The 22,282-nt window shown below is 61.8% G+C and carries 20 protein-coding genes; 18 read left to right on the forward strand and 2 right to left on the reverse strand.

The annotated features are described in order from the left end of the window. Positions 1 to 153 precede the first annotated feature (153 nt). The 16 genes from mnmG (at position 154) to AB1286_RS11655 (ending at position 16,774) form a co-directional block, all read left to right on the forward strand. Positions 154 to 2,124, forward strand: coding sequence for a tRNA uridine-5-carboxymethylaminomethyl(34) synthesis enzyme MnmG (mnmG, locus tag AB1286_RS11580; protein WP_430363419.1), 1,971 nt, complete (start codon positions 154 to 156; stop codon positions 2,122 to 2,124). Beyond that, the gene (gene rsmG, locus AB1286_RS11585; protein ID WP_430363420.1) at positions 2,121 to 2,807 is read left to right on the forward strand and encodes a 16S rRNA (guanine(527)-N(7))-methyltransferase RsmG; all 687 of its coding nucleotides are present in this window, start codon (positions 2,121 to 2,123) and stop codon (positions 2,805 to 2,807) included. Before mnmG ends, rsmG begins: the two co-directional genes overlap by 4 nt. Positions 2,808 to 2,864: 57 nt before the next feature. Then, positions 2,865 to 3,635 carry a ParA family protein gene (locus AB1286_RS11590; protein ID WP_116135792.1) on the forward strand — a complete coding sequence of 257 codons (771 nt, stop codon included), beginning with the start codon at positions 2,865 to 2,867 and terminating at the stop codon, positions 3,633 to 3,635. A 41-nt stretch (positions 3,636 to 3,676) separates the two neighbouring features. Then, complete coding sequence (locus AB1286_RS11595; protein WP_430363421.1) at positions 3,677 to 4,564, forward strand: ParB/RepB/Spo0J family partition protein; 888 nt, start codon at positions 3,677 to 3,679, stop codon at positions 4,562 to 4,564. A 58-nt stretch (positions 4,565 to 4,622) separates the two neighbouring features. Beyond that, on the forward strand, positions 4,623 to 5,771 hold the full coding sequence (locus AB1286_RS11600) for an SLC13 family permease (RefSeq protein WP_430363422.1): 1,149 nt from the start codon (positions 4,623 to 4,625) through the stop codon (positions 5,769 to 5,771). Between the two features lie 227 nt (positions 5,772 to 5,998). Beyond that, positions 5,999 to 6,532, forward strand: coding sequence for an ATP synthase subunit I (locus AB1286_RS11605; protein ID WP_430363423.1), 534 nt, complete (start codon positions 5,999 to 6,001; stop codon positions 6,530 to 6,532). Between the two features lie 130 nt (positions 6,533 to 6,662). After that, the gene (atpB, locus tag AB1286_RS11610; protein WP_430363424.1) at positions 6,663 to 7,511 is read left to right on the forward strand and encodes a F0F1 ATP synthase subunit A; all 849 of its coding nucleotides are present in this window, start codon (positions 6,663 to 6,665) and stop codon (positions 7,509 to 7,511) included. Between the two features lie 83 nt (positions 7,512 to 7,594). Further along, positions 7,595 to 7,864, forward strand: coding sequence for a F0F1 ATP synthase subunit C (gene atpE, locus AB1286_RS11615; protein ID WP_007180033.1), 270 nt, complete (start codon positions 7,595 to 7,597; stop codon positions 7,862 to 7,864). Positions 7,865 to 8,004: 140 nt separating this feature from the next. Beyond that, positions 8,005 to 8,475: a F0F1 ATP synthase subunit B gene (locus AB1286_RS11620; protein ID WP_430363425.1), complete on the forward strand. Its 471-nt coding sequence runs from the start codon at positions 8,005 to 8,007 to the stop codon at positions 8,473 to 8,475. Positions 8,476 to 8,477: 2 nt separating this feature from the next. Next, entirely contained in the window at positions 8,478 to 9,017 is a 540-nt protein-coding gene (locus AB1286_RS11625) for a F0F1 ATP synthase subunit delta (protein ID WP_430363426.1), read from the forward strand. A 52-nt stretch (positions 9,018 to 9,069) separates the two neighbouring features. After that, a complete protein-coding gene (gene atpA / locus AB1286_RS11630; RefSeq protein WP_430363427.1) occupies positions 9,070 to 10,611 on the forward strand; it encodes a F0F1 ATP synthase subunit alpha in 1,542 nt (513 codons plus the stop codon). Between the two features lie 139 nt (positions 10,612 to 10,750). Further along, positions 10,751 to 11,626, forward strand: coding sequence for a F0F1 ATP synthase subunit gamma (gene atpG, locus AB1286_RS11635; protein WP_430363428.1), 876 nt, complete (start codon positions 10,751 to 10,753; stop codon positions 11,624 to 11,626). 58 nt (positions 11,627 to 11,684) lie between these two features. After that, positions 11,685 to 13,079, forward strand: a complete 1,395-nt coding sequence (gene atpD / locus AB1286_RS11640) for a F0F1 ATP synthase subunit beta (protein ID WP_430363429.1) — start codon at positions 11,685 to 11,687, stop codon at positions 13,077 to 13,079. Between the two features lie 101 nt (positions 13,080 to 13,180). Continuing rightward, on the forward strand, positions 13,181 to 13,609 hold the full coding sequence (locus AB1286_RS11645) for a F0F1 ATP synthase subunit epsilon (RefSeq protein ID WP_102644242.1): 429 nt from the start codon (positions 13,181 to 13,183) through the stop codon (positions 13,607 to 13,609). A gap of 212 nt (positions 13,610 to 13,821) precedes the next feature. Beyond that, complete coding sequence (locus AB1286_RS11650; protein WP_430363430.1) at positions 13,822 to 15,552, forward strand: AMP-binding protein; 1,731 nt, start codon at positions 13,822 to 13,824, stop codon at positions 15,550 to 15,552. Between the two features lie 742 nt (positions 15,553 to 16,294). Continuing rightward, on the forward strand, positions 16,295 to 16,774 hold the full coding sequence (locus AB1286_RS11655) for a CoA-binding protein (RefSeq protein ID WP_430363431.1): 480 nt from the start codon (positions 16,295 to 16,297) through the stop codon (positions 16,772 to 16,774). Between the two features lie 55 nt (positions 16,775 to 16,829). Here AB1286_RS11655 and AB1286_RS11660 read toward each other — a convergent pair whose 3' ends face one another. Further along, the gene (locus AB1286_RS11660) at positions 16,830 to 17,645 is read right to left on the reverse strand and encodes a transporter substrate-binding domain-containing protein (RefSeq protein WP_430363432.1); all 816 of its coding nucleotides are present in this window, start codon (positions 17,643 to 17,645) and stop codon (positions 16,830 to 16,832) included. A 181-nt stretch (positions 17,646 to 17,826) separates the two neighbouring features. Between AB1286_RS11660 and hemE the strand changes: the two genes are divergently transcribed. Next, on the forward strand, positions 17,827 to 18,924 hold the full coding sequence (hemE, locus tag AB1286_RS11665; RefSeq protein WP_430363433.1) for a uroporphyrinogen decarboxylase: 1,098 nt from the start codon (positions 17,827 to 17,829) through the stop codon (positions 18,922 to 18,924). A gap of 452 nt (positions 18,925 to 19,376) precedes the next feature. Further along, positions 19,377 to 21,650, forward strand: coding sequence for a primosomal protein N' (locus tag AB1286_RS11670; protein WP_430363434.1), 2,274 nt, complete (start codon positions 19,377 to 19,379; stop codon positions 21,648 to 21,650). 407 nt (positions 21,651 to 22,057) lie between these two features. On the opposite strand, the gene AB1286_RS11675 is transcribed toward AB1286_RS11670, so the two are convergent. Beyond that, positions 22,058 to 22,231 carry a hypothetical protein gene (locus AB1286_RS11675; protein ID WP_430363435.1) on the reverse strand — a complete coding sequence of 58 codons (174 nt, stop codon included), beginning with the start codon at positions 22,229 to 22,231 and terminating at the stop codon, positions 22,058 to 22,060. Positions 22,232 to 22,282 lie beyond the last annotated feature (51 nt).

Consider the following 22,282-nt stretch of genomic DNA (forward strand, 5'->3'; position numbering starts at 1 on the left):
ACATGATCGATCTGTTCGGGCGTGAAACGGTGATATTTGTAAATCATCGGCGTTCGTTCGTTTGGCGAGTCCGCCTCGTGCACGATCCCCGCTATAATTTCGCGCATACATTTTCCCGACAGGCCCATGCACTTCGCGTCGCGTGGGATCGCCATGCTTTATCCCACAGAATTTGACGTAATCGTCGTCGGCGGAGGTCACGCCGGCACGGAAGCCGCTTTGGCCTCCGCCCGCATGGGCGCAAAGACACTGCTGCTGACCCACAACATCGAAACGCTTGGCCAGATGAGCTGTAATCCGTCGATCGGCGGTATCGGCAAGGGCCACCTCGTCAAAGAGGTCGACGCGCTGGGCGGCGCGATGGCGGCTGCCACCGACGAAGGCGGGATCCAATTCCGGATCCTCAACTCGTCGAAGGGGCCCGCGGTACGGGCCACCCGCGCCCAGGCCGATCGCATCCTTTATAAGGCGGCAATCCGCCGTCGGCTCGAAAACCAGCCGAATCTGAGCTTGTTCCAGCAAGCGGTGGAGGATCTGATTGTCGAGGGCGATCGCGTCGTTGGCGCCGTGACCCAGGTGGGTGTTCAGTTTCGTGCGCGTGCCGTCGTGCTGACGGCCGGTACGTTCCTCGATGGGAAGATCCACGTCGGACTGAACAACTACACGGGTGGGCGTGCAGGCGATCCGGCTGCGGTGTCGCTGTCGGGCCGGCTGAAAGAGTTGAAGCTGCCGCAGGGTCGCCTTAAGACGGGTACGCCGCCGCGTATCGACGGCCGGACCATCGATTTCTCGAAGCTCGAAGAGCAACCCGGCGACCTCGATCCCATTCCGGTGTTTTCGTTTTTGGGTCGGGCGGAACAACACCCACAGCAGTTGCCGTGCTGGGTCACGCATACGAATGAGCAAACCCACGACATCATTCGAAGCGGTCTCGATCGCTCGCCGATGTACACGGGCGTGATCGAAGGGGTAGGGCCGCGGTACTGCCCATCGATCGAAGATAAGATTCACCGCTTCGCGTCGAAAGCATCGCATCAGATCTTCCTCGAACCCGAAGGGCTGACGACGAACGAGTTCTATCCGAACGGCATCTCGACCAGCCTTCCGTTTGACGTTCAGCTGGATCTCGTGCATTCGATGCAGGGACTCGAGAGCGCGCATATCTTGCGCCCCGGCTACGCGATCGAATATGACTACTTCGACCCCCGGGGCTTGAAGGCGTCGCTCGAAACGAAGGCGATACGCGGACTATTCTTCGCCGGACAGATCAACGGTACGACGGGGTACGAAGAGGCAGCGGCCCAGGGGCTGCTCGCCGGCATCAATGCCGGTCTCTACGTCCAAGAAAAGGAGGCCTGGTGCCCGCGGCGGGATCAAGCTTATCTGGGCGTACTCGTCGATGACCTGGTTACTCGCGGCGTTTCTGAGCCCTATCGGATGTTCACGAGCCGGGCGGAGTATCGGCTGAGCCTTCGCGAAGACAACGCGGACATGCGTTTGACCGAGATCGGGCGCGAACTCGGCGTCGTGGACGACATACGTTGGGATGCATTCTGTCGAAAGCGTGACGCTGTTTCACGTGAAACAGAACGTCTTCGTGCGACGTGGGTCAATCCGAAGACCCTGTCTGCCGAAGAGGCAACCGCGTTGCTAGGCAAACCGATCGATCACGAATACAACCTCGCTGATTTGCTGCGCCGTCCGGGTGTGACCTATGACGGTATCTGCGGTTTGCGAGAGGGCGCTTGCGGCCCCGACGCGCCGCTCGCCGAAGACCCGGTTCTTCTCGGCCAGATCAAGGAGCAGATCGAGATCGGCGTGAAGTACCAGGGCTACATCGAGCGTCAAGCTGACGAAATCGAACGCAACGAGGCCAACGAAAGTACGCGGCTACCCGAAGGCATCGACTACTCGGTCGTTCGTGGGCTTTCATTCGAAGCGGGCCAGAAGCTGAACCAATTCCGCCCTGAGACGATCGGTCAAGCCTCGCGCATCTCCGGGATCACGCCTGCTACGATTTCACTGTTGATGGTTCATTTGAAGAAGGGACTGGGGCGGCGAGCGACGGCGGAGTCGGCTTCGGTCGCAGGTAACGGGGGCGATTCGGCTCCCGATGCCCAATGACGGCGTCGCGCGCCCGCGGGGCGCATTCGAATGACCGAGCTTCTTGGTTGGATCTCCTGCGCGCCGGAGCGAGCGAGCTCGGCGTCGCGCTCACCGATACGCAGTTCGATCAGCTGCTCGATTACGTTGCTTTGTTGGCGAAGTGGAACGCCGTCTATAACCTGACGGCGATTCGCGATCCGCGACAAATGCTGATCCAGCACATTCTCGATTCGCTTTCGATCGTGCCGCATTTGGCGGCGCGAAACGGACAGACGATCCTCGATGTCGGATCGGGCGGCGGATTGCCCGGCATCGTCCTCGCGATCGCGTTTCCCGACCGCAAGGTGACCTTGAACGACATCGTCCAGAAAAAGACAGCGTTCCAGGCGCAGGCGAAGGCGGAACTGAAGCTAGAGAACCTGTCGGTCGTCACGGGGCGTGTCGAGCAGCTTCGTCCGGGTATCGAAGTGCCCGGAAAATTCGATGCAATCGTCTCGCGCGCATTCGCAGAGCTCGCCGATTTCGTTACACTTGCGCGTCATTTGGTAAACGAGCAGGGCTCCATCTGGGCGATGAAGGGTGTCAGGCCCGATGCCGAGATCGAGCGGTTGCCGGTGGGCTCGCGTGCGGCTGAAATCGTGCAATTGCGAGTCCCGTTCCTCGACGCCGAGAGACATCTCGTGGAAGTCGTGTTCGATTGAGCGATTTCCCTGCAACAACGTCCGCAGTGCAACGGCAGTAACTAGGATCTCCGAACGATGGCAAAAATCTTCTGCGTGGCCAACCAAAAGGGCGGTGTCGGCAAGACGACGACGGCGGTGAATCTCGCCGCCAGTCTCGCTTCGCAGGGGCAGCGCGTCCTGTTGATCGATCTCGATCCGCAGGGCAATGCGACGATGGGAAGCGGGATCAACAAAGCCGAATGCGAAAACACCGTCTACGAGGTGCTTGTCGACGGTCTGTCCGTCGCCGATGCGCGGATCAAGTCCGAGGCCGTGTCGTACGACGTCCTGCCGGCGAATCGTGAGCTCGCGGGCGCCGAAATCGAACTCGTTAGCGTCGATAATCGCGAAAGGCAATTGAAAGCAGCGCTCGCAGCCGTCGCCGACGATTACGACTTCGTGCTGATCGATTGCCCCCCGGCGTTGTCGCTGCTAACGCTGAACGCGTTGTGTGCGGCGCACGGCGTCGTCATTCCGATGCAGTGCGAGTACTTCGCGCTCGAAGGTTTGTCCGACCTCGTGAACACGATCAAGCAGGTTCATGCGAACCTCAATCGCGATTTGAAGGTCATCGGCTTGCTGCGCGTGATGTTCGATCCGCGTATCACGTTGCAGCAGCAGGTATCGGATCAGCTCAAGGAACACTTCGGCGACAAGGTGTTCGATGCGGTGATCCCGCGCAACGTCCGCTTGGCCGAGGCGCCGAGCTACGGGTTGCCGGGCGTGGTATTCGATCGCGCGTCGCGCGGTGCGCAAGCCTACGTGCAGTTCGGCGCCGAAATGATTGAACGCGTGCGCGCGCTATGAGTACTGTGCGGCGCGATAAGAAAGCGGATCGAGGAAATGCGATGAATGCCGTAGCGAAAAAGAAGGGATTGGGACGTGGGTTGGAAGCGCTGCTGGGCGGTAGCGCCGATATCACGACGGCGGTGCGCAGCGAGGGGCAGCCGAGCGTGCTGCCGCTCGGCAGGTTGCAGGCCGGCAAGTATCAGCCGCGTACGCGCATGGACGAGGGCAGTTTGCAGGAATTGGCGGCCAGCATCCGTGCACAGGGTGTGATGCAGCCGATTCTCGTGCGTCCGGTTTCGGCGGAGAAATTCGAAATCATCGCGGGCGAGCGACGCTTTCGCGCAGCGCATATCGCAGGCCTTGCGGAAGTGCCGGTGCTCGTCAAGGACGTGCCCGATCAAGCCGCCGCCGCGATGGCGCTCATCGAAAACATCCAGCGCGAAGATCTCAATCCGCTCGAAGAAGCACAGGGCATCCAACGTCTCTTAGACGAATTCGACTTCACGCACGAACAAGCGGCCGAGTCGGTGGGGCGTTCGCGCAGCGCCGTCTCGAACCTGCTGCGCTTGCTCAATCTCGCGTATCCCGTGCAGACGATGCTGCTCGCCGGCGACCTCGACATGGGGCATGCCCGCGCGTTGCTCGCGGTCGATTCGGCGACGCAGATTACGCTTGCCAATCAAGTCGTCAACAAGCGCATGTCCGTGCGTGAAACCGAGCGACTCGTGACCGCGACGACGAAGGCCGAACCGGCCGTCAAAGCACGCGCGAATCAAGACGGCGGCCGCGATACGCGTCGCCTCGAAGAAGAGTTGTCGGATCTGCTCTCGGCTGCCGTCAAGATCAAGCTCGGCCGGCGCGGGCGAGGGCAGTTGCAGATCGAATTCGGCGATCTCGACGCGCTTGACGGCATTCTTGCGCGTTTGCGCGGCGGTCCGTCGGTTTGACGGTGGCGCTTTTCTTGCACGCGGCTCGCTCGCGTTCTCATTCGAATCTGCTCCACACATGCCGACTGTAGACGATGCGCGCGAGACTCGCGCGAGCTTGCCGCGTAAAGTCGTTTCGTTCGCACTTAAAGAGCCGGTACTGACGATTCTTGTGGTCGTGCTCGCGGTGCTTCAGTGCGTGCGGCCGCAACCTTGGGTCCGATTGCCGTCGATGGTCGATTGGCCGACCGTGCTGACGCTTGCGGGGCTCTTGATGCTGACGAAGGCGATCGAGTTGTCCGGTCTCTTGATGTGGCTCGCGCATCGCGTCGTGCATCATGTCCGTTCTGAGCGTGCGCTCGCGTGCTTGCTGATCGGTCTCGCCGCGGGGCTCTCGATGTTCGTGACGAACGATGTTGCGCTGTTCGTCGTCATCCCGCTCGTCCTCTCGCTGCATGCCCTGACGCCGTTGCCCGTCAAGCGGCTGACGATTTTCCTCGCGCTGGCCGTCAATGCCGGTTCGATCCTCACGCCGCTCGGCAATCCGCAGAACCTTTTCTTATGGCAAGTCGGCGGCGTCTCGTTCGGGCGTTTCGTCTGGGCATTGGCACCGCTGTGCGCGACGTTGACCGCCATGTTGTATGCGTTGGCCTTTTTCGCGTTCAAGCCCAAGGCCCTCGATCTATCGAAAGACGCGGCGAAAGAGCGGGTCGATCGCGCTTATGCCGGCGTCGCGGCCGTTCTGTTCGTCGCGTTCGTGCTGCTCGCGGATTCGCATCACGCGGGAATAGGACTCATCGGCGTGGCAGGCGGCTTTTTGTTGTGGCGACGCGACGCCGTCCTAAAAATCGACTGGGCGTTGCTGCTGATTTTCGTGCTGATGTTTATCGTCCTGCGCAGTGTGGCCGAGTTGCCCTGGGTACACGATACGGTCGCGCGGTTGGGCCTTCGTTCCGCCCAGCGTGCCTATTTCGCGGGGGCGATTTTGTCGCAGGCCATCAGCAACGTGCCGGCCGCGATCATGCTGGCCGAGTTCACGAAGGACTGGCGAGCGCTGGCGTTCGGCGTCAGCGTGGGCGGCTTTGGCATTGCGATCGGGTCGCTGGCCAATCTCATCGCGGTGCGGCTCTCGAAAACGCGCGGCGTTTGGTTGCCGTTCCATCTCATTTCGATTCCTTTCTGGCTCGTTGCGACCGGGCTCGGCGCATGGCTCATCGAGCACGTTTGACGATCGCGCCGTCCGCGTTCGCATGCGGTTTCCGGCGCCTTTCGGTTTAGTCAGATCAGCGGGCCGCGCACCCGCGCCGGGCGTCGTTTCCAAGCAGTTTTTTGTCGCGGCTAAAGTCTTGAATCGCCTGCAACTATCGCTTACAATCGCCCGGATTTATTAGCTAGGCAGCCCCGTAAGCACTGCGAAAGCTTCGGGTTGGAAAATGGGTTTTGCAGGATAGGGCGATGGCGGATCGAGAGCCGGGCACAAGGCACGACGAACGCGCGCGACACGATCCTTCTTCCGCTCGCGCCGTAGGTCGTTCGGAAACGTTCGACGATGCGTGGGATGCCGAGCAGCAAGATAAAAATTTCGTTCCGCTCACGCGGGCCGAGGCTGAGAAGCTCTTCGGCTCGGACGTGAGCCGCCCCTCGCGCGTCACGCCGTTCAAGGTGGTGAAAGCGCAAGTGGTTTTGTCCCTGGTCGTCACGCTGGTCTGGTGGCTGTTTTATAAGCCGCCGGGTCCTGCTGCGCTGTCGGCCTTGTTGGGCGGAGCGATATGCTGGGTGCCGAGCGCATTGTTCGCGGCACGTTTGAAAGGAGCGGGCGGCGCCGGATCGATCCTGACTTGGATGATCGGCGAGATGCTCAAGATGGGGGTGACGGTTGCGATGTTCGTCGCGGTAGCCGTCTGGTATCACGGCGTGCAGTGGTTGCCGCTGCTCGTGACCTTCCTTGTCACGCTTCAAACGTACTGGTTGGCGCTCGCTTGGCGCTGAGGTTGATGATGGGATGACGGTGGACGGCCGGCGTACGCAGCGATCAGCGCGGCGCGGCCGCGTTCGCGCGACGCCTCGGGCGCGTGCGGACCCCGAACGATTTTCGACAATTTAGGTGGCAATAAACGATATGGCAGCTACAGAAAGCACGCACTTGGATCCGTCCGAGTACATCTCGCACCACTTGCAAAACTTCGCCACCGGGCACCAGACGTCGATCATCGACATGCACGTCTTGAACATCGACACGCTGTTCTGGTCGATCGTGTGCGGTCTCGTGACCATCTTCATTCTGCGCGTGGCTGCGCGCAATGCGACGCCCGGCGTTCCCGGCCGTTTCCAGTGCGCGATCGAGATGCTCGTCGAGATGGTCGAAGACCAATCGAAGGCGATCATTCACGGCAATCGCACGTTCATCGCTCCGCTGGCCTTGTTCGTATTCGTCTGGGTCGCGCTGATGAACTCGCTCGACTTCGTCCCCGTGGATCTTCCGGGCCGCATTATCGGCTGGGTCGGTCTGTCCGGCATCATCTCGCACCACCGCCTCGTCCCCACGGCCGATCTGAACGGCACGTTCGGGATCGCGCTCGGCGTGTTCGTGTTGATGATCTATTACAACTTCAAGATCAAGGGCGCGGGCGGCTTCATTCATGAGCTGCTGTCGGCCCCGTTCGGCGCGCATCCTCTGCTGTGGATCCCGAACCTTGCACTGAACATCATCGAGTTCGTCGCCAAGACGGTTTCGCTCGCGTTGCGGTTGTTCGGCAACATGTACGCGGGTGAGCTGCTGTTCTTGCTTATCGCTTTGCTCGGCAGCATCTGGACGTTCGGCGCGGACACGACGGTGCTCGGCTTCATCGGCCACGTGATCGCAGGCAGCGTTTGGGCGATCTTCCACATCCTGATCGTCCTGTTGCAAGCGTTCATCTTCATGATGCTGACGCTCGTGTACATCGGCCAGGCGCACGACAAGCACTGATTCGCAAGGCTCGTCGCGCGATTGCAGATTCGTTTTTCGTTCTTTAAATCCAGTTCCAAAAAGTCTTTTACAAAGGAGTGATCATGCAAGCTTTCATCGCCAACATCCAAGGTCTGACCGCCATCGGTATCGGCATCATCATCGGCCTGGGTGCAATCGGCGCCTGTATCGGTATCGGCCTGATGGGCGGCAAGTACATCGAAGCTTGCGCACGTCAACCTGAACTGATGAACCCGCTGCAAACCAAGATGTTCCTCTTGGCTGGTCTGATCGACGCGGCGTTCCTGATCGGCGTCGGTGTGGCAATGCTGTTTGCGTTCGCGAACCCGCTGCTCTCGAAGTTGGCAGGCTAAGGTTTCTCGGAAGTTTGCGCCGTGGCTTGGCAATGGGCGGCGCAGGGGCGAAACGACAGGCTTCGGGCGCTGATCGAACGTAACGTCGATGAGCGCCTTGCCGTTTCACTTTCCGATATAGCAACGTTTAAGGAAACACCGTGAATCTCAACGCAACCCTGTTTGCGCAAATGGTCGTGTTCCTGATCCTCGCGTGGTTCGTGATGAAGTTCGTGTGGCCGCCGATGGTCCACGCGCTCGACGAACGCGCGAAGAAGATCGCGGACGGCCTTGCAGCAGCTGAAAAGGGCAAGACGGAACTCGAAGCTGCCCACAAGCGCGTCGATCAGGAACTCGCGCAGGCCCGCAACGACGGCCAGCAACGTATCGCCGACGCGGAAAAGCGCGCGCTCGCCGTGGCCGAGGAAATCAAGGCCAATGCGCAAGCGGAAGCCGTCCGCATCATCGCCCAGGCCAAGGCCGAAGCCGACCAGCAAGTCGTGAAGGCGCGCGAAACGCTGCGTGCCGAAGTGGCGACGCTGGCGGTCAAGGGCGCCGAGCAGATCCTGAAGCGTGAAGTCGATCAAGCGGCGCATGCGCAACTGCTCAATCAACTGAAAGCCGAGCTCTGATCATGGCCGAACTTGCAACCATCGCCCGTCCCTACGCAGAGGCGCTGTTCGGCGTCGCCGAAGGCGGTGACCTCGCTGCTTGGTCCGCTCTCGTGCAGGAGCTGGGCCAGGTTGCGCGTCTGCCCGAGCTCATGTCGGTCGCCTCGAGCCCGAAGGTGAGCCGTGCACAGGTCGTCGACCTGCTGCTCGCAGCAGCCAAGTCGTCGCCGAAGGATTCGCCGCAAGCGAAGAACTTCGTGCAGATGCTGGTCGACAATCACCGTCTCTCGCTGCTGCCCGAAATCGCCGTCCAGTTCGAAGAACTGAAAAACGCTCGCGAAGGCGCGGCCGACGCGCTGATCGTCAGCGCGTTCCCGCTGCAAGAGGCCCAGCTCGCCGATCTCGTCGCGAGTCTCACGCGCAAGTTTGGGCGCAAGCTCAAGCCGACGGTTGAAGTCGATGCATCGCTGATCGGGGGCGTTCGCGTCACCGTCGGCGACGAAGTGCTCGACACCTCGGTTCGCGCACGGCTCGCCGACATGCGCACGGCGCTGACCGCGTAAAGCGGAGCGCTCGCGCACGGCACGCAACAGAATTGACTATCAGGAGCGAATAATGCAACTCAATCCCTCTGAGATCAGCGAGCTGATCAAGAGCCGGATCCAGGGCCTTGAAGCGAGCACGGACGTTCGCAACCAGGGCACCGTGATCTCCGTGACCGACGGTATCGTGCGCATTCACGGCCTGTCGGACGTGATGCAAGGCGAAATGCTCGAATTCCCGGGCAACACGTTCGGTCTCGCACTGAACCTCGAGCGCGACTCGGTCGGCGCCGTGATTCTCGGTGAATACGAACACATCTCGGAAGGCGACATCGTCAAGACGACGGGCCGCATTCTCGAAGTGCCGGTGGGTCCCGAACTGGTCGGCCGCGTGGTCGACGCACTCGGCAACCCGATCGACGGCAAGGGCCCGATCAACGCGAAGATGACCGACGCGGTCGAGAAGATCGCCCCGGGCGTGATTTGGCGTAAGTCGGTGTCGCAGCCGGTGCAAACGGGTCTGAAGTCGATCGACTCGATGGTGCCGATCGGCCGCGGCCAGCGCGAGCTGATCATCGGCGACCGCCAGTGCGGCAAGACGGCCGTGGCCGTCGACGCGATCATCAATCAGAAGGGCAAAGACCTCGTCTGTATTTATGTCGCGATCGGCCAAAAGGCTTCGTCGATCATGAACGTCGTGCGCAAGCTCGAAGAATCGGGCGCGATGGAGTACACGATCGTCGTGGCGGCGTCGGCTTCGGAATCGGCTGCGATGCAATACCTCGCACCGTACTCGGGCTGCACGATGGGCGAATACTTCCGCGATCGCGGCCAAGACGCCCTCATCATTTATGACGATTTGACCAAGCAAGCTTGGGCGTATCGCCAAATCTCGCTGCTGCTGCGCCGCCCGCCGGGCCGCGAAGCCTATCCCGGCGACGTGTTCTATCTGCACTCGCGTCTGCTCGAGCGCGCCGCGCGCGTGTCGGAAGAGTACGTCGAGAAGTTCACGAACGGCGAAGTGAAGGGCAAGAGCGGTTCGCTGACGGCACTGCCGGTCATCGAAACGCAAGCAGGCGACGTGACGGCATTCGTTCCGACGAACGTGATCTCGATCACGGACGGCCAGATCTTCCTCGAAACCGACTTGTTCAACGCCGGTATCCGTCCCGCGATCAACGCGGGCGTGTCGGTGTCGCGCGTCGGTGGCGCCGCGCAAACGAAGGTCGTGAAGAAGCTGTCGGGCGGTATCCGTACCGACTTGGCGCAGTATCGTGAACTCGCCGCGTTCGCGCAGTTCGCGTCGGATCTCGACGAAGCGACCCGCAAGCAGCTTGAGCGCGGCCGCCGCGTGACGGAGCTCTTGAAGCAGCCGCAGTATCAGCCGCTGCAAGTGTGGGAGTTGGCCATGTCGCTGTTCGCGGCGAACAACGGCTACCTGGACGACCTGGAAGTCAAGGACGTGCTGTCGTTCGAAAAGGGCGCGCGCGAATACCTGAAGACGAGCCATGCCGACCTCATCAAGCGCATCGAAGACACGAAGGACTTGTCGAAGGACGACGAAGCAGCGCTCCACGCCGCTCTGAAGGACTTCAAGAAGTCGGGTGCTTATTGATCGAGGCATAAGGACCTTGAAGCGGTGCGCGTAAGCGTTGGAGAAGCGGTACCAACGAAGCGGGCGCCGCTTCGATCAGCTGTGCATGGCGCCTGAGTAAGCGCTAAAGCGCTAACTCAGGCGGGCAAAGGAGCAAGCAATGGCTGGAATGAAGGAAATCCGCGGCAAGATCAAGAGCGTGCAAAACACGCGAAAGATCACCAAAGCGATGGAGATGGTGGCCGCATCGAAGATGCGCCGCGCCCAGGAGCGTATGCGTGCAGCTCGTCCGTACGCGGACAAGGTTCGCGACATCGCCGCGCACATGAGCCGTGCCAACCCCGAGTATCGCCATCCGTTCATGGTGGCGAACGAAGGCGCGAAGGCGGCCGGTATCATCCTCGTCACGACCGACAAGGGTCTGTGCGGCGGCTTGAACACGAACGTGCTGCGCGCGACGGTGAACAAGCTCAAGGAACTCGAGCAAAAAGGCCAGACCGTCGAAGCGACGGCGATCGGCGGCAAGGGCTTCGGGTTTCTGAATCGCGTGGGCGCGAAGGTCGTCTCGCACGTCGTTCAGCTCGGCGATACGCCGCACCTCGAAAAGCTGATCGGCGCGGTGAAGGTGCAGCTCGATCTGTACTCGGAAGGCAAGATCTCGGCCGTGTATCTCGCATACACGCGCTTCGTCAATACGATGAAGCAAGAGCCGGTGATCGAGCAGTTGCTGCCGCTGTCGGCGGAGCACTTCGAGGCGGACGAATCGACGCCGAAATCGACGTGGGACTACATCTACGAACCCGACGCGCAGGCTGTCGTCGACGAGTTGCTCGTTCGCTACGTCGAGGCGCTCGTGTACCAGGCCGTCGCGGAAAACATGGCGTCCGAGCAATCGGCGCGCATGGTCGCGATGAAGGCAGCGTCGGATAACGCGAAGACGGTGATCAGCGAGTTGCAGCTCGTCTACAACAAGAGCCGCCAAGCCGCGATTACGAAGGAATTGTCGGAAATCGTCGGCGGCGCCGCTGCGGTCTGACGCCCCGTCCTACGCGCCGTTTGCGCGAGTGAAGAATTGAGTATCTAAAGGAAAAGCGATGAGTACTACTGCTTTGGTAGAAGGCAAGATCGTACAGTGCATCGGCGCGGTGATCGACGTGGAATTCCCGCGTGAGCACATGCCGAAGGTCTACGATGCCCTCGTGCTCGAAGGCACGGAACTGACGCTCGAAGTTCAGCAGCAGCTGGGCGACGGCGTCGTGCGCACGATCTGTCTGGGCGCGTCCGACGGTCTGCGCCGCGGCGTCATGGTGAAGAATACGGGCCTGCCGATCAGCGTGCCCGTCGGCAAGCCGACGCTCGGCCGTATCATGGACGTGCTCGGCCGTCCGATCGACGAAGCCGGTCCGATCGAAAGCGAAAACAAGCGCTCGATCCACCAAAAGGCTCCGGCGTTCGACGAACTGTCGCCGTCGACGGAACTGCTGGAAACGGGCATCAAGGTTATCGATTTGATCTGCCCGTTCGCGAAGGGCGGTAAGGTGGGCTTGTTCGGTGGTGCCGGCGTGGGCAAGACCGTGAACATGATGGAGCTCATCAACAACATCGCGAAGGAGCACGGCGGTTACTCCGTGTTCGCGGGCGTGGGCGAGCGTACCCGTGAAGGGAACGACTTCTACCACGAAATGAAGGACTCGAACGTGCTCGACAAGGTCGCGCTCGTGTACGGTCAGATGAACGAGCCGCCGGGCAACCGTCTGCGCGTCGCGCTGACGGGCCTGACGATGGCCGAGCACTTCCGTGACGAAGGCCTCGACGTGCTGTTCTTCGTCGACAACATCTACCGTTTCACGCTGGCCGGTACCGAAGTGTCGGCACTGCTCGGCCGGATGCCGTCCGCTGTGGGTTATCAGCCGACGCTGGCTGAAGAAATGGGTAAGCTGCAAGAGCGTATTACGTCGACGAAGAAGGGCTCGATTACGTCGGTGCAAGCCGTGTACGTGCCTGCCGATGACTTGACGGACCCGTCGCCGGCTACGACGTTCGGCCACTTGGACGCAACGGTCGTTCTGTCGCGTGACATCGCTTCGCTCGGTATCTACCCCGCCGTCGACCCGCTCGATTCGACCTCGCGTCAGATCGACCCGAACGTCATCGGCGAAGAGCACTACTCGATCACGCGCGGCGTGCAGCAAACGCTGCAACGTTACAAGGAACTGCGCGACATTATCGCGATTCTGGGCATGGACGAACTGTCGCCGGAAGACAAGCTGTCGGTGGCGCGTGCACGTAAGATCCAGCGTTTCCTGTCGCAGCCGTTCCACGTCGCGGAAGTGTTCACGGGTTCGCCGGGCAAGTACGTGCCGCTGAAGGAAACGATCCGTGGCTTCAAGATGATCGTCGAGGGCGAGTGCGATCACCTGCCCGAGCAAGCGTTCTACATGGTCGGCACGATCGACGAAGCCTTCGAAAAGGCCAAGAAGATCCAGTAACGGTCGGTGTGATCGCTTGAAAAGCGGGTTCGGCGTTCGCTTTTGAACGTCGCAGCTCGCTGCACGCATCACGCTCAACCGAGGCTTGCACAGGAATCGATATGGCAACCATCAAAGTAGACGTCGTCAGCGCGGAAGAGCAGATCTTCTCGGGCATGGCGAAGTTCGTCGCGCTGCCGGGCGAGGCCGGTGAACTCGGTATCTTGCCGGGTCACACGCCCCTCATCACGCGTATTCGTCCCGGTGCGGTACGCATCGAGGCTGAAAACGGCCAGGAAGAGTTCGTGTTCGTTGCCGGCGGCATTCTCGAAGTGCAACCGGGCGCCGTGACCGTGCTCGCCGATACGGCGATTCGCGGCAAGGACCTGGATGAAGCGAAGGCCGAGCAGGCTCGCAAGCTCGCCGAGGAAGCAATGCAGAACTCGGGCTCGAACATCGAGTACGCGACGGCGCAAGCCGAGTTGGCCTATGCGACCGCGCAGCTCGCGGCGATCGCTCGCCTGCGCAAATTGCGCTCGCAAAGCCACTAAAGAAAGCGCGTCACAGGTTGTCCGTCGCGTTGCGGCGGGCAATTTTGTGCCAGAACAAGACGACTAATAGGATGTTTAACGCCGCTAGGCCTGAGCCTAGCGGCGTTTTTTTTCGTCTTTTGCGTTTTCTGAGGGTAAGACTTGATGTGGGCCAGCCGCAGCAGGTGGCACAATCGATCGGCAAATTTTTCTTACATGGCGGAGACAGCGAGATGGCGATTCAGCAATCGGAGCAAGGCGCGCTCATTGCGCCGATCGACGGGCGCTCGTACGTACGTGGCGCGACTGACATCGCGTTGTCGGAAGCGACGATCGGTCAACTGTTGAACGAAACGGCCGCCCGCTTTCCCGATCGGCCCGCCGTCGTGTTCCGCGAGCAAGGCATTCGATGGACGTGGCGCGAATTCGCCGAGGAAGTCGAGGTGCTCGCGGCCGGTTTTGCCGCCTCCGGCATCAAGGCCGGCGATCGCGTCGGCATCTGGTCGCCGAACCGTGCCGAATGGCTGCTGACGCAGTTTGCGACCGCACGTATCGGCGCGATTCTCGTCAACGTCAATCCCGCCTACCGGTTAGCGGAACTCGAGTACGCGCTGAACAAATCGGGCTGTTGCGCGATCGTCACAGCCGAAAGCTTCAAGAGTTCGAAGTACGTGGAAATGCTGCAAGCGTTGGCTCCCGAGTTGGCGCAGTGCGAGCCGGGTGAACTGCGCGCGGTTCGCTTGCCTCAGTTGCGTCTCGTCGTGCGGATGTGCGACACGGTGACGCCGGGCATGACGACGTTTTCCGATTTGATCGAAACCGGGCGCGTTGCGCGCGAGCACATCGATCCGGCGAAGATCGATGTGACGCTTTCCTCGTTCGATCCGATCAACATTCAGTTCACGAGCGGCACGACGGGCAACCCGAAGGGCGCCACGCTGACGCATCGGAACGTGGTCAACAACGCACGCTATATCGCGATGGCGATGCGGCTCACGCAAGACGATGCGCTGTGCATTCCGGTGCCGCTCTACCATTGCTTCGGTATGGTCCTATCGGTACTCGCCAGCGTCTCGGTGGGGGCCAAGATGGTGTTTCCCGGCGAGGCGTTCGAGCCCGCGGCCACATTGGCTGCGTGTGCCGAAGAACGTTGTACGGCACTGCATGGCGTCCCGACGATGTTCATCGCCGAGCTCGATCACCCCGACTTCGCATCGTTCGACCTATCGACGCTTCGCACCGGCATCATGGCGGGCTCGCCGTGTCCGATCGAGACGATGAAGCGCGTCGTGGCGCGCATGCACCTTTCCGAAATCACGATTGCATACGGGATGACGGAAACGAGCCCGGTCTCTTTCCAAAGCGCGACCGACGATCCGCTCGATAAGCGCACGTCGACGGTGGGACGGATCGCACCTCACTTGGAAGCGAAGATCGTCGACCCGTCGGGCAACACGGTGGCCGTCGGCGAAACGGGCGAGTTGTGGACACGCGGGTATTCGGTCATGCGCGGCTATTGGGACGACGAGTCGCGCACGAAGGAAGCGATCACCGATGGCTGGATGCATACCGGCGATCTCGCGACGATCGACGACGAGGGCTATTGCAATATCGTCGGCCGCTTGAAGGATATGTTGATCCGCGGCGGCGAGAACATCTATCCGCGCGAAGTCGAAGAATTTTTATTTAGGCATCCCAAGATTCAAAGCGTCCAGGTCTTCGGCGTGCCCGATGAAAAATACGGTGAGGAAGTTTGCGCTTGGATCGTCGTCCGGCCTGGGGAGCAGCTCACCGAGGAGGAGATCAAAGCGTACTGCGCAGGGCAGATCGCGCATTACAAGGTGCCGCGCTATATCCGCTTCGTCGACGAGATGCCGATGACGGTGACGGGCAAGGTGCAGAAGTTCGTGATGCGCGAACGGATGATCGGCGAACTGAAAGAAGGGGAGCCGGGGAGCGCTTGAGCGTACGCGGCCGGTTGCGCTGCATGGGACAGGAGTCGGGCACTGACGCGCCAACTCCTGATCGACTGCGCTGCACGGGCTCGTAGTAAGCGCTAAAGCGCCAACTGCGAGCGACTGCTCTGCATGAGACAGGAGTCGGGCGCTAAAGCGCCAACTGCGGCCGACTGCTCTGCATGAGACAGGAGTAAGGCGCTAAAGCGCCAACTCCTGATCGCAAAAAAAAAGCGGGCTTGATAGCCCGCTAAAAACCACACGCTACGGGGTTAGCGCGAGGAGACCAACGAAGGAGCCGCCGCACAGTCACAACGTCCACTGCTAGCGACAACGACTCCAACAAAGATGCCCGAAACCATTCGGTAGCCAATCAGCCCATGCTTTGCTGCAATCATTTTGCAACAACCCAAGCGCCGGCACATCCGTGTTGAAACCGTTGAAGGCCATTGTGGGCGAATTGAGAAAGGCACGCGGTAACAAAGTGTTTCAGGTTGTAACGCCCGTCAGATAAGGCGTTGCGGGATTTTTTACTTGTTGTCGGTCGGAATTACGTCAGTATTTCCGATTAATGAGACGAAAAGAAATGTGCCTCGAATGCGTAACCAATATTCTATACAAAAAATAGTGGGAAGCGGTTTCGTCTGCGCAATAGACGGCTTAAGATGCCGATTCCATGGAGACATCGCGCGCGAATTTTGACCGTACCTTGCACGCGGCGATAATTTTTACCAATCGATGTAGCAATACAATGAACGAGCCCGATATCCTAAAACGCATCCTCGATCGTGATCGGGTGATTGCTGTCGTGGGCTTGTCCACGCACCCCTATCGACCGAGCCATTCGGTGGCTGCCTACATGCAATCGCACGGCTACCGTATCGTGCCGGTGAACCCAGCCTACGCGAACGATACCGCCGGCGTACTCGGTCAACGATGCTATGCCTCGCTCGCCGATGCGGCGCATGCGCTCGCTCAGGAAGGCGCCGCCATCGAGATGGTGGATGTATTTCGCCGGCCGGAGCAGGCGGCGGACGTCGCCGACCAGGCCATCGCGATCGGTGCGAAATCGCTTTGGATGCAAGTCGGCGTCGTGAACGAGGCGGCCGCCGAGCGCGCGAGCGCGGCCGGCCTCGACGTGGCCATGAACGTCTGCGTGAAGGTCGAGCACGAGCGGCTGTTCGGCGCGACGCATCGCGCGAATGCACCATCCCCGCGCGTGCCCGAATGAGACTCAGCCAAGCGCCGGCCCCGTCGGTCCGGCGCAGGCCACCCTCGGCCCTTCGTTATTTAAGCCATTTATCCGAAATCGCTTGAAACTGGCCCGTCTCGCGCGCCAGATGTAGCCACTGATCGACGTACTGCTGAAACGTCACGTCCCCTTGCGGCAGCATGTACGCTTTCTCCCCGTATTGGAACGGTTTGTCGGGGTGCACCGAGCACAGCCCGGGGTTGAGCTTTTGCTGAAGCAGCGTCTCCGAAGCATCCGTCACCATTACATCGGCCTTGCCCTCTAGGATCTGCTTGAAGATCGTGACGTTGTCGGGATAGACGGTCAGCTTTGCGTGCGTGAAGTATTGCTTCGCGAAGCGCTCGTTCGTTCCGCCGGGATTGACGATGACGCGCGTGCCCGGTTGATCGATTTGCGCGAGCGTTTGGTATTTGTCGACATCGGCGCAGCGCGTGATGGGCGCTTTGCCGTCGATCATGTAGGGCTGCGTGAAAAACACGTGCTTTTGGCGCTCGAGCGTGGTCGAGACGCCCCCCACCGCAATATCGCATTTGGCGAGGAAGTCGTTCATGAGGTTCGACCAAGTCGTCTTGACGTATTCGATCTGTACGCCGAGCGACTTAGCCAGCGAATCGGCCATATCGATATCGATGCCTTCGAATTTTCCGTCGGACTTGAGGAACGAGTACGGCTTGTAGTCGCCCGTCGTACAGACGCGCAGCGTGCCGCGCGCGAGAACGGCGTCCAGCCGCGAATTCGCCGAACCGGCGGCCGAAGCAGCCGCGCCCGTCTGCGCGAACGCCGTGCCGGTGCCGCAAGCCGCGAGCGCAATGGTACCGATCAGCGTCCGGACCAACGATTTCTTGTTCATTCGATGTCTCCTATGTTCTTCGGATGCGCACCCGGTCAACCGGACCCGTCACGTCGCTCGATGATAGCCGTACCAAAATGACGCAGGCCGTTCAGACCCGAAGACCGGTATTCGCCGCGATTGCCGCGCTCGCGTCCGGTAAAATGGCGGTCTCTTTCGCCTTGCCTCCCGGTTGATCCACGTGCCCTCGTCCCTGCTCAACGATACCTTCTTGCGCGCGCTGCTGCGCCAGCCGACTGACTACACCCCCATTTGGCTTATGCGTCAGGCGGGCCGTTATCTGCCCGAGTACAACGCCACGCGCTCGCGCGCGGGCAGTTTCCTCGGGCTCGCGAAGAACCCCGATTTCGCCACCGAGGTGACCTTGCAGCCGCTCGAGCGTTTTCCGCTCGACGCCGCGATTCTCTTTTCCGACATCCTCACGGTGCCCGACGCCATGGGGCTCGGCCTGTCCTTCGCGGCCGGCGAAGGTCCCCGTTTCGCGCATCCGGTGCGCACCGAGCAGGATGTCGCAAAGCTGCGCGTGCCCGATATCGAAGCCACGCTCGGTTACGTGACGGACGCCGTGAAGGAAATCCGGCGCGCGCTGACCGACGCGCAGGGCCGCCAGCGCGTGCCGCTGATCGGTTTTTCGGGTAGTCCGTGGACGCTCGCCTGCTACATGGTCGAAGGCGCGGGCTCGGACGACTTCCGCACCGTGAAATCGATGCTGTACGCCCGCCCCGATCTGATGCACCGGATCCTCGAAATCAACGCCGAGTCCGTCGCGGCTTACTTAAACGCGCAGATCGAAGCCGGGGCTCAGGCCGTCATGATTTTCGATACGTGGGGCGGGGCGCTCGCCGACGGCATATTTCAGCGTTTTTCGTTGCATTACATCGATGCGGTCGTACGGCGCCTCGTGCGCGAGCACGACGGCGAGCGCGTGCCGGTCATCACGTTCACGAAGGGCGGGGGCCTGTGGCTCGACGAGATCGCGTCGTGCGGCGTCGATGCCGTCGGCCTCGACTGGACGGTCAATCTGGCGCGCGCACGGGAGCGCGTCGGCTCGCGCGTCGCGCTCCAGGGGAACCTCGATCCGTCGGTTCTCTTTGCGCCGCCCGAAGCCGTTCGCGCGCAAGCGCGCGCGGTGCTCGACAGCTATGGCAATCATCCGGGGCACGTCTTCAACCTGGGCCACGGAATCTCGCAATTCGCTCCACCGGAGCACGTCGCCGAACTGGTCGACGAAGTGCACACCTATAGCCGAGCCATGCGTTCAGGCGGCGGCGCGCAGTAACGTGCCGATTTTGTTGCGATGCAACCGGCTGGGCTCTCGGTCTAGGGAGCGAGTTGCCCGGCGGATGGCATCGCCGGGTCGTCTTGCAATTGTCAAGACTTGACTTATGCACATTCCTCTCGTTGCGGCGCGGTAGAGCGAATGGTGGTTGACTGCGTCATGCAAAGCATGTACCTCCCGGGGCAGGGCCTTGACAGGCAAGGCTTTGCGACCGTAGGGAGAAATGTGCGTTTTCCCACAGAATGTCAGCGGGGCGGCCTCTTTTCGGTTCCGTCGACTTACTTTTCAACAAAGTTATCCACAGGCGGTCGCGATCGGTCGGCAAAGTCGAGCGAGATCCGGAGGTTAGCGGCGAATCTCATGTTTCACTTTAAGTTCTTGCCGTCCGGACCGCGCCGCGTTTTAGGCGGACGCATCGGGGGGCTAGGCGCTCCGCGCCGGGGCCGTTCGTCATGAGCGAGACCTTCGTTCGCGTCGCGCTCGACCACCCGCTGCCGACGCTCTTCGATTACCGCTGTCCCGCCCCGGCCCCTGCGCCCGGCACGCTGGTAGCCGTCCCGTTCGGCAAGCGCAGCGTCGTTGGTCTCGTCGTCGAAGTGAGCGCTCACAGCGAGGTTCCGGCCGCGCGCGTGCGAAACATCGAATCGGCATGCAGCGAGTGTGAGCCGCTGTCGTCGGAATGGCTCGAGCTCGTCTCGTTCGCCGCCGATTACTATCAACGCTCCCTCGGTGAGGTCGCATTGCCGGCATTGCCGCAGGCGCTGCGCGATCCGGCACGCTGGCCGCGGCTATTCGCCGCCGAGCCGCGCTTTCGGCTGACGAGCGCCGGCCGTGCCGCCTTGCCCGATGCGCTGCCCGCACGCGCGGCGGCGCTGCGCCGGCTCGCGCAGGCGCTGGCGCAGCGCCGCACGCTCGAGATCTCGGAGGCTCGGACGCTGCACTCGAAAGCGAGTGTCACGCTGGCCGACTGGCAGGAACAAGGTTGGGTCGAGGTCGAACTCGAAGCAGGCCCAGGCAGCGTCTTCGAGGGCCAATCCGGATACGGCGAGCGAGACGGCGACGACGGTGCAACCGCATCCGTTGCACGTCCGGCGCTGACGGACGAGCAAACGCAAGCCGTCGACGAAATCGCCGCGTCGCGGGGGTTCTCGCCGTTTCTGCTGCACGGCGTGACGGGCAGCGGCAAAACCGAGGTGTACCTGAGTGCGCTCGAACGGCTGTTCGAGGCCACGCCGGGGGCACAAGCGCTCGTCCTCGTGCCCGAAATCAACCTCACGCCGCAATTCGAGGCGGCATTCCGCGCGCGTTTTGCGGCGTTGACGGGAAGCGAGGCGATCGTCACCTTGCATAGCGGCATGGCCGACGGCGAGCGCGCACGCAGTTGGCTCGCCGCGCACACGGGCCGCGCGCGGATCGTGCTGGGTACCCGCCTGGCCGTGCTCGCTTCGTTGCCCGCGCTCGCGCTCGTCGTCGTCGACGAGGAGCACGAGCCCGCCTACAAGCAGCAAGAAGGTCTGCGCTATTCGGCACGCGACCTCGCGATTTGGCGAGCAAAGCAGCGTGGGATCGCCGTCGTGCTCGGCTCCGCTACGCCGTCGCTGGAAAGTTGGTGGCACGCCGAGCAGGGCCGCTATCGGCGTCTCTCTCTGTCTAGGCGTGCGGTGGCCGACGCCGTATTGCCGTCTGTGAGGCTGATCGATCTCGAGGAAGAGCGGCGCCGAGGGCGGGGCAGCGTCGACGGCATCTCGGGACCGCTCGTCGCCGCGCTCAAGGCGCGGCTCGAGCGCGGCGAGCAAAGCCTCGTATTCTTGAATCGTCGCGGCTATGCGCCCGTGCTCGCCTGCGATGCCTGCGGATGGCTGGCCGGCTGCCCCCGTTGCAGCGCCTACGTCGTCTTGCACAAAAGCGAGCATACGCTGCGCTGTCACCACTGCGGCTGGGAATCGCGCGTGCCGCGTGCTTGCCCCGAGTGCGGCAACGTCGACATCGCGCCGCTCGGCCGCGGGACGCAACGTGTCGAGGAAACCTTGGCGGCCCTCGTGCCGGGCGCCCGCGTACTACGGATCGACGCCGACAGCACGAGGCGCAAAGGCAGCGCGCAGACGTTGTTTTCGAACGTGCATGCGGGCGAGGTCGATATCCTGGTGGGCACGCAGATGATCGCGAAGGGACACGACTTCCAGCGCGTGTCGCTCGTGGGGGTGCTCAACGCCGATGCCGCGCTGTTCTCGCATGACTTTCGGGCGGGCGAACGGCTATTCGCCCAACTGATGCAAGTGAGCGGGCGTGCCGGCCGAGCCGGGCTGCCGGGCGAAGTGCTCGTGCAAACGCGCTATCCGCGGCATGCGCTTTATCACGCCTTGGGGCGTCACGACTACGTCGGGTTTGCGAACGCGACGCTGGCCGAGCGGCGCGATGCCCGATTGCCGCCCTTCGTTTATCAAGCGCTGCTGCGGGCCGAGGGGCGTACGCTCGAGGCTGCCTTGGCGTTTCTCGCCGAAGCCGGCGCCGCATTGACCGGCATCCCTTTCGCGGAACGCGTGACCGTGTACGACGCGGTGCCGATGACGATCGTCAAAGTGGCCAACGTGCACCGCGCGCAGTTGCTCGTCGAAAGCGCCTCGCGCGCCTCGTTGCTCGCGACGCTCAGGGCTTGGCAGCCGATATTGCGGACGCTAAAGGGTGTGTTGCGCTGGAGCGTGGAAGTCGACCCGCTCGACATTTGATCGAACAGATCGATCGGCAGGCGCAGAAAGGCAGGACCGGCACGTCGGTGAACGACGCACCGTTTTCACGGGAAAGAGCTAGACCGTTCAGTAGCGCAATCGGCTGCGCGCGTTTCGAGCATGCGTGCGCACGCGGTTCGAGTAGCTGGGCGCGGGCGAGGTGAGGGGGCGCGCGCAGGCGGCGAATGGGCCGCGGCGGCGTTGGCCGGTCAGCCTAGTACGGGCAGACGAGCGGCTTTCGTTCGAGCAAATCATGTCAGGCCTCGAGGTGGGTGCGATCTGAAATTCATGCGATTGTCGTCAGGCAAGCGGTACAACCCGTGCCCGGCGCCCCTGTCGCTCGGTTGCGTCCTTGCGCATCCGAGGCAGTCGCTCCCTTGTTGTTAGCGGACGGTTCGGCCCGCTTGTCATCCGCGCTCGGTGACGAGCGCATCGTTAGCCGCCTCGGCTTTGAGCCGGGCTTGACGCACGCGGGCCAATGCCACCGCGCGGCTATGGGCCGGCGACGCGCCTCGCACGAAGAGCGCAAGGCACACCACGGCCATCGTCCACACACCGCCGATTACGATCCACTTTTCCATTTCGCCTCTCCTTTTCCGGCGCTTACCGTGCGCTAGAACGCTTTCCTGCGT

The sequence above is a fragment of the Trinickia sp. NRRL B-1857 genome, assembly GCF_050470685.1.
Taxonomy (GTDB): domain Bacteria; phylum Pseudomonadota; class Gammaproteobacteria; order Burkholderiales; family Burkholderiaceae; genus Trinickia.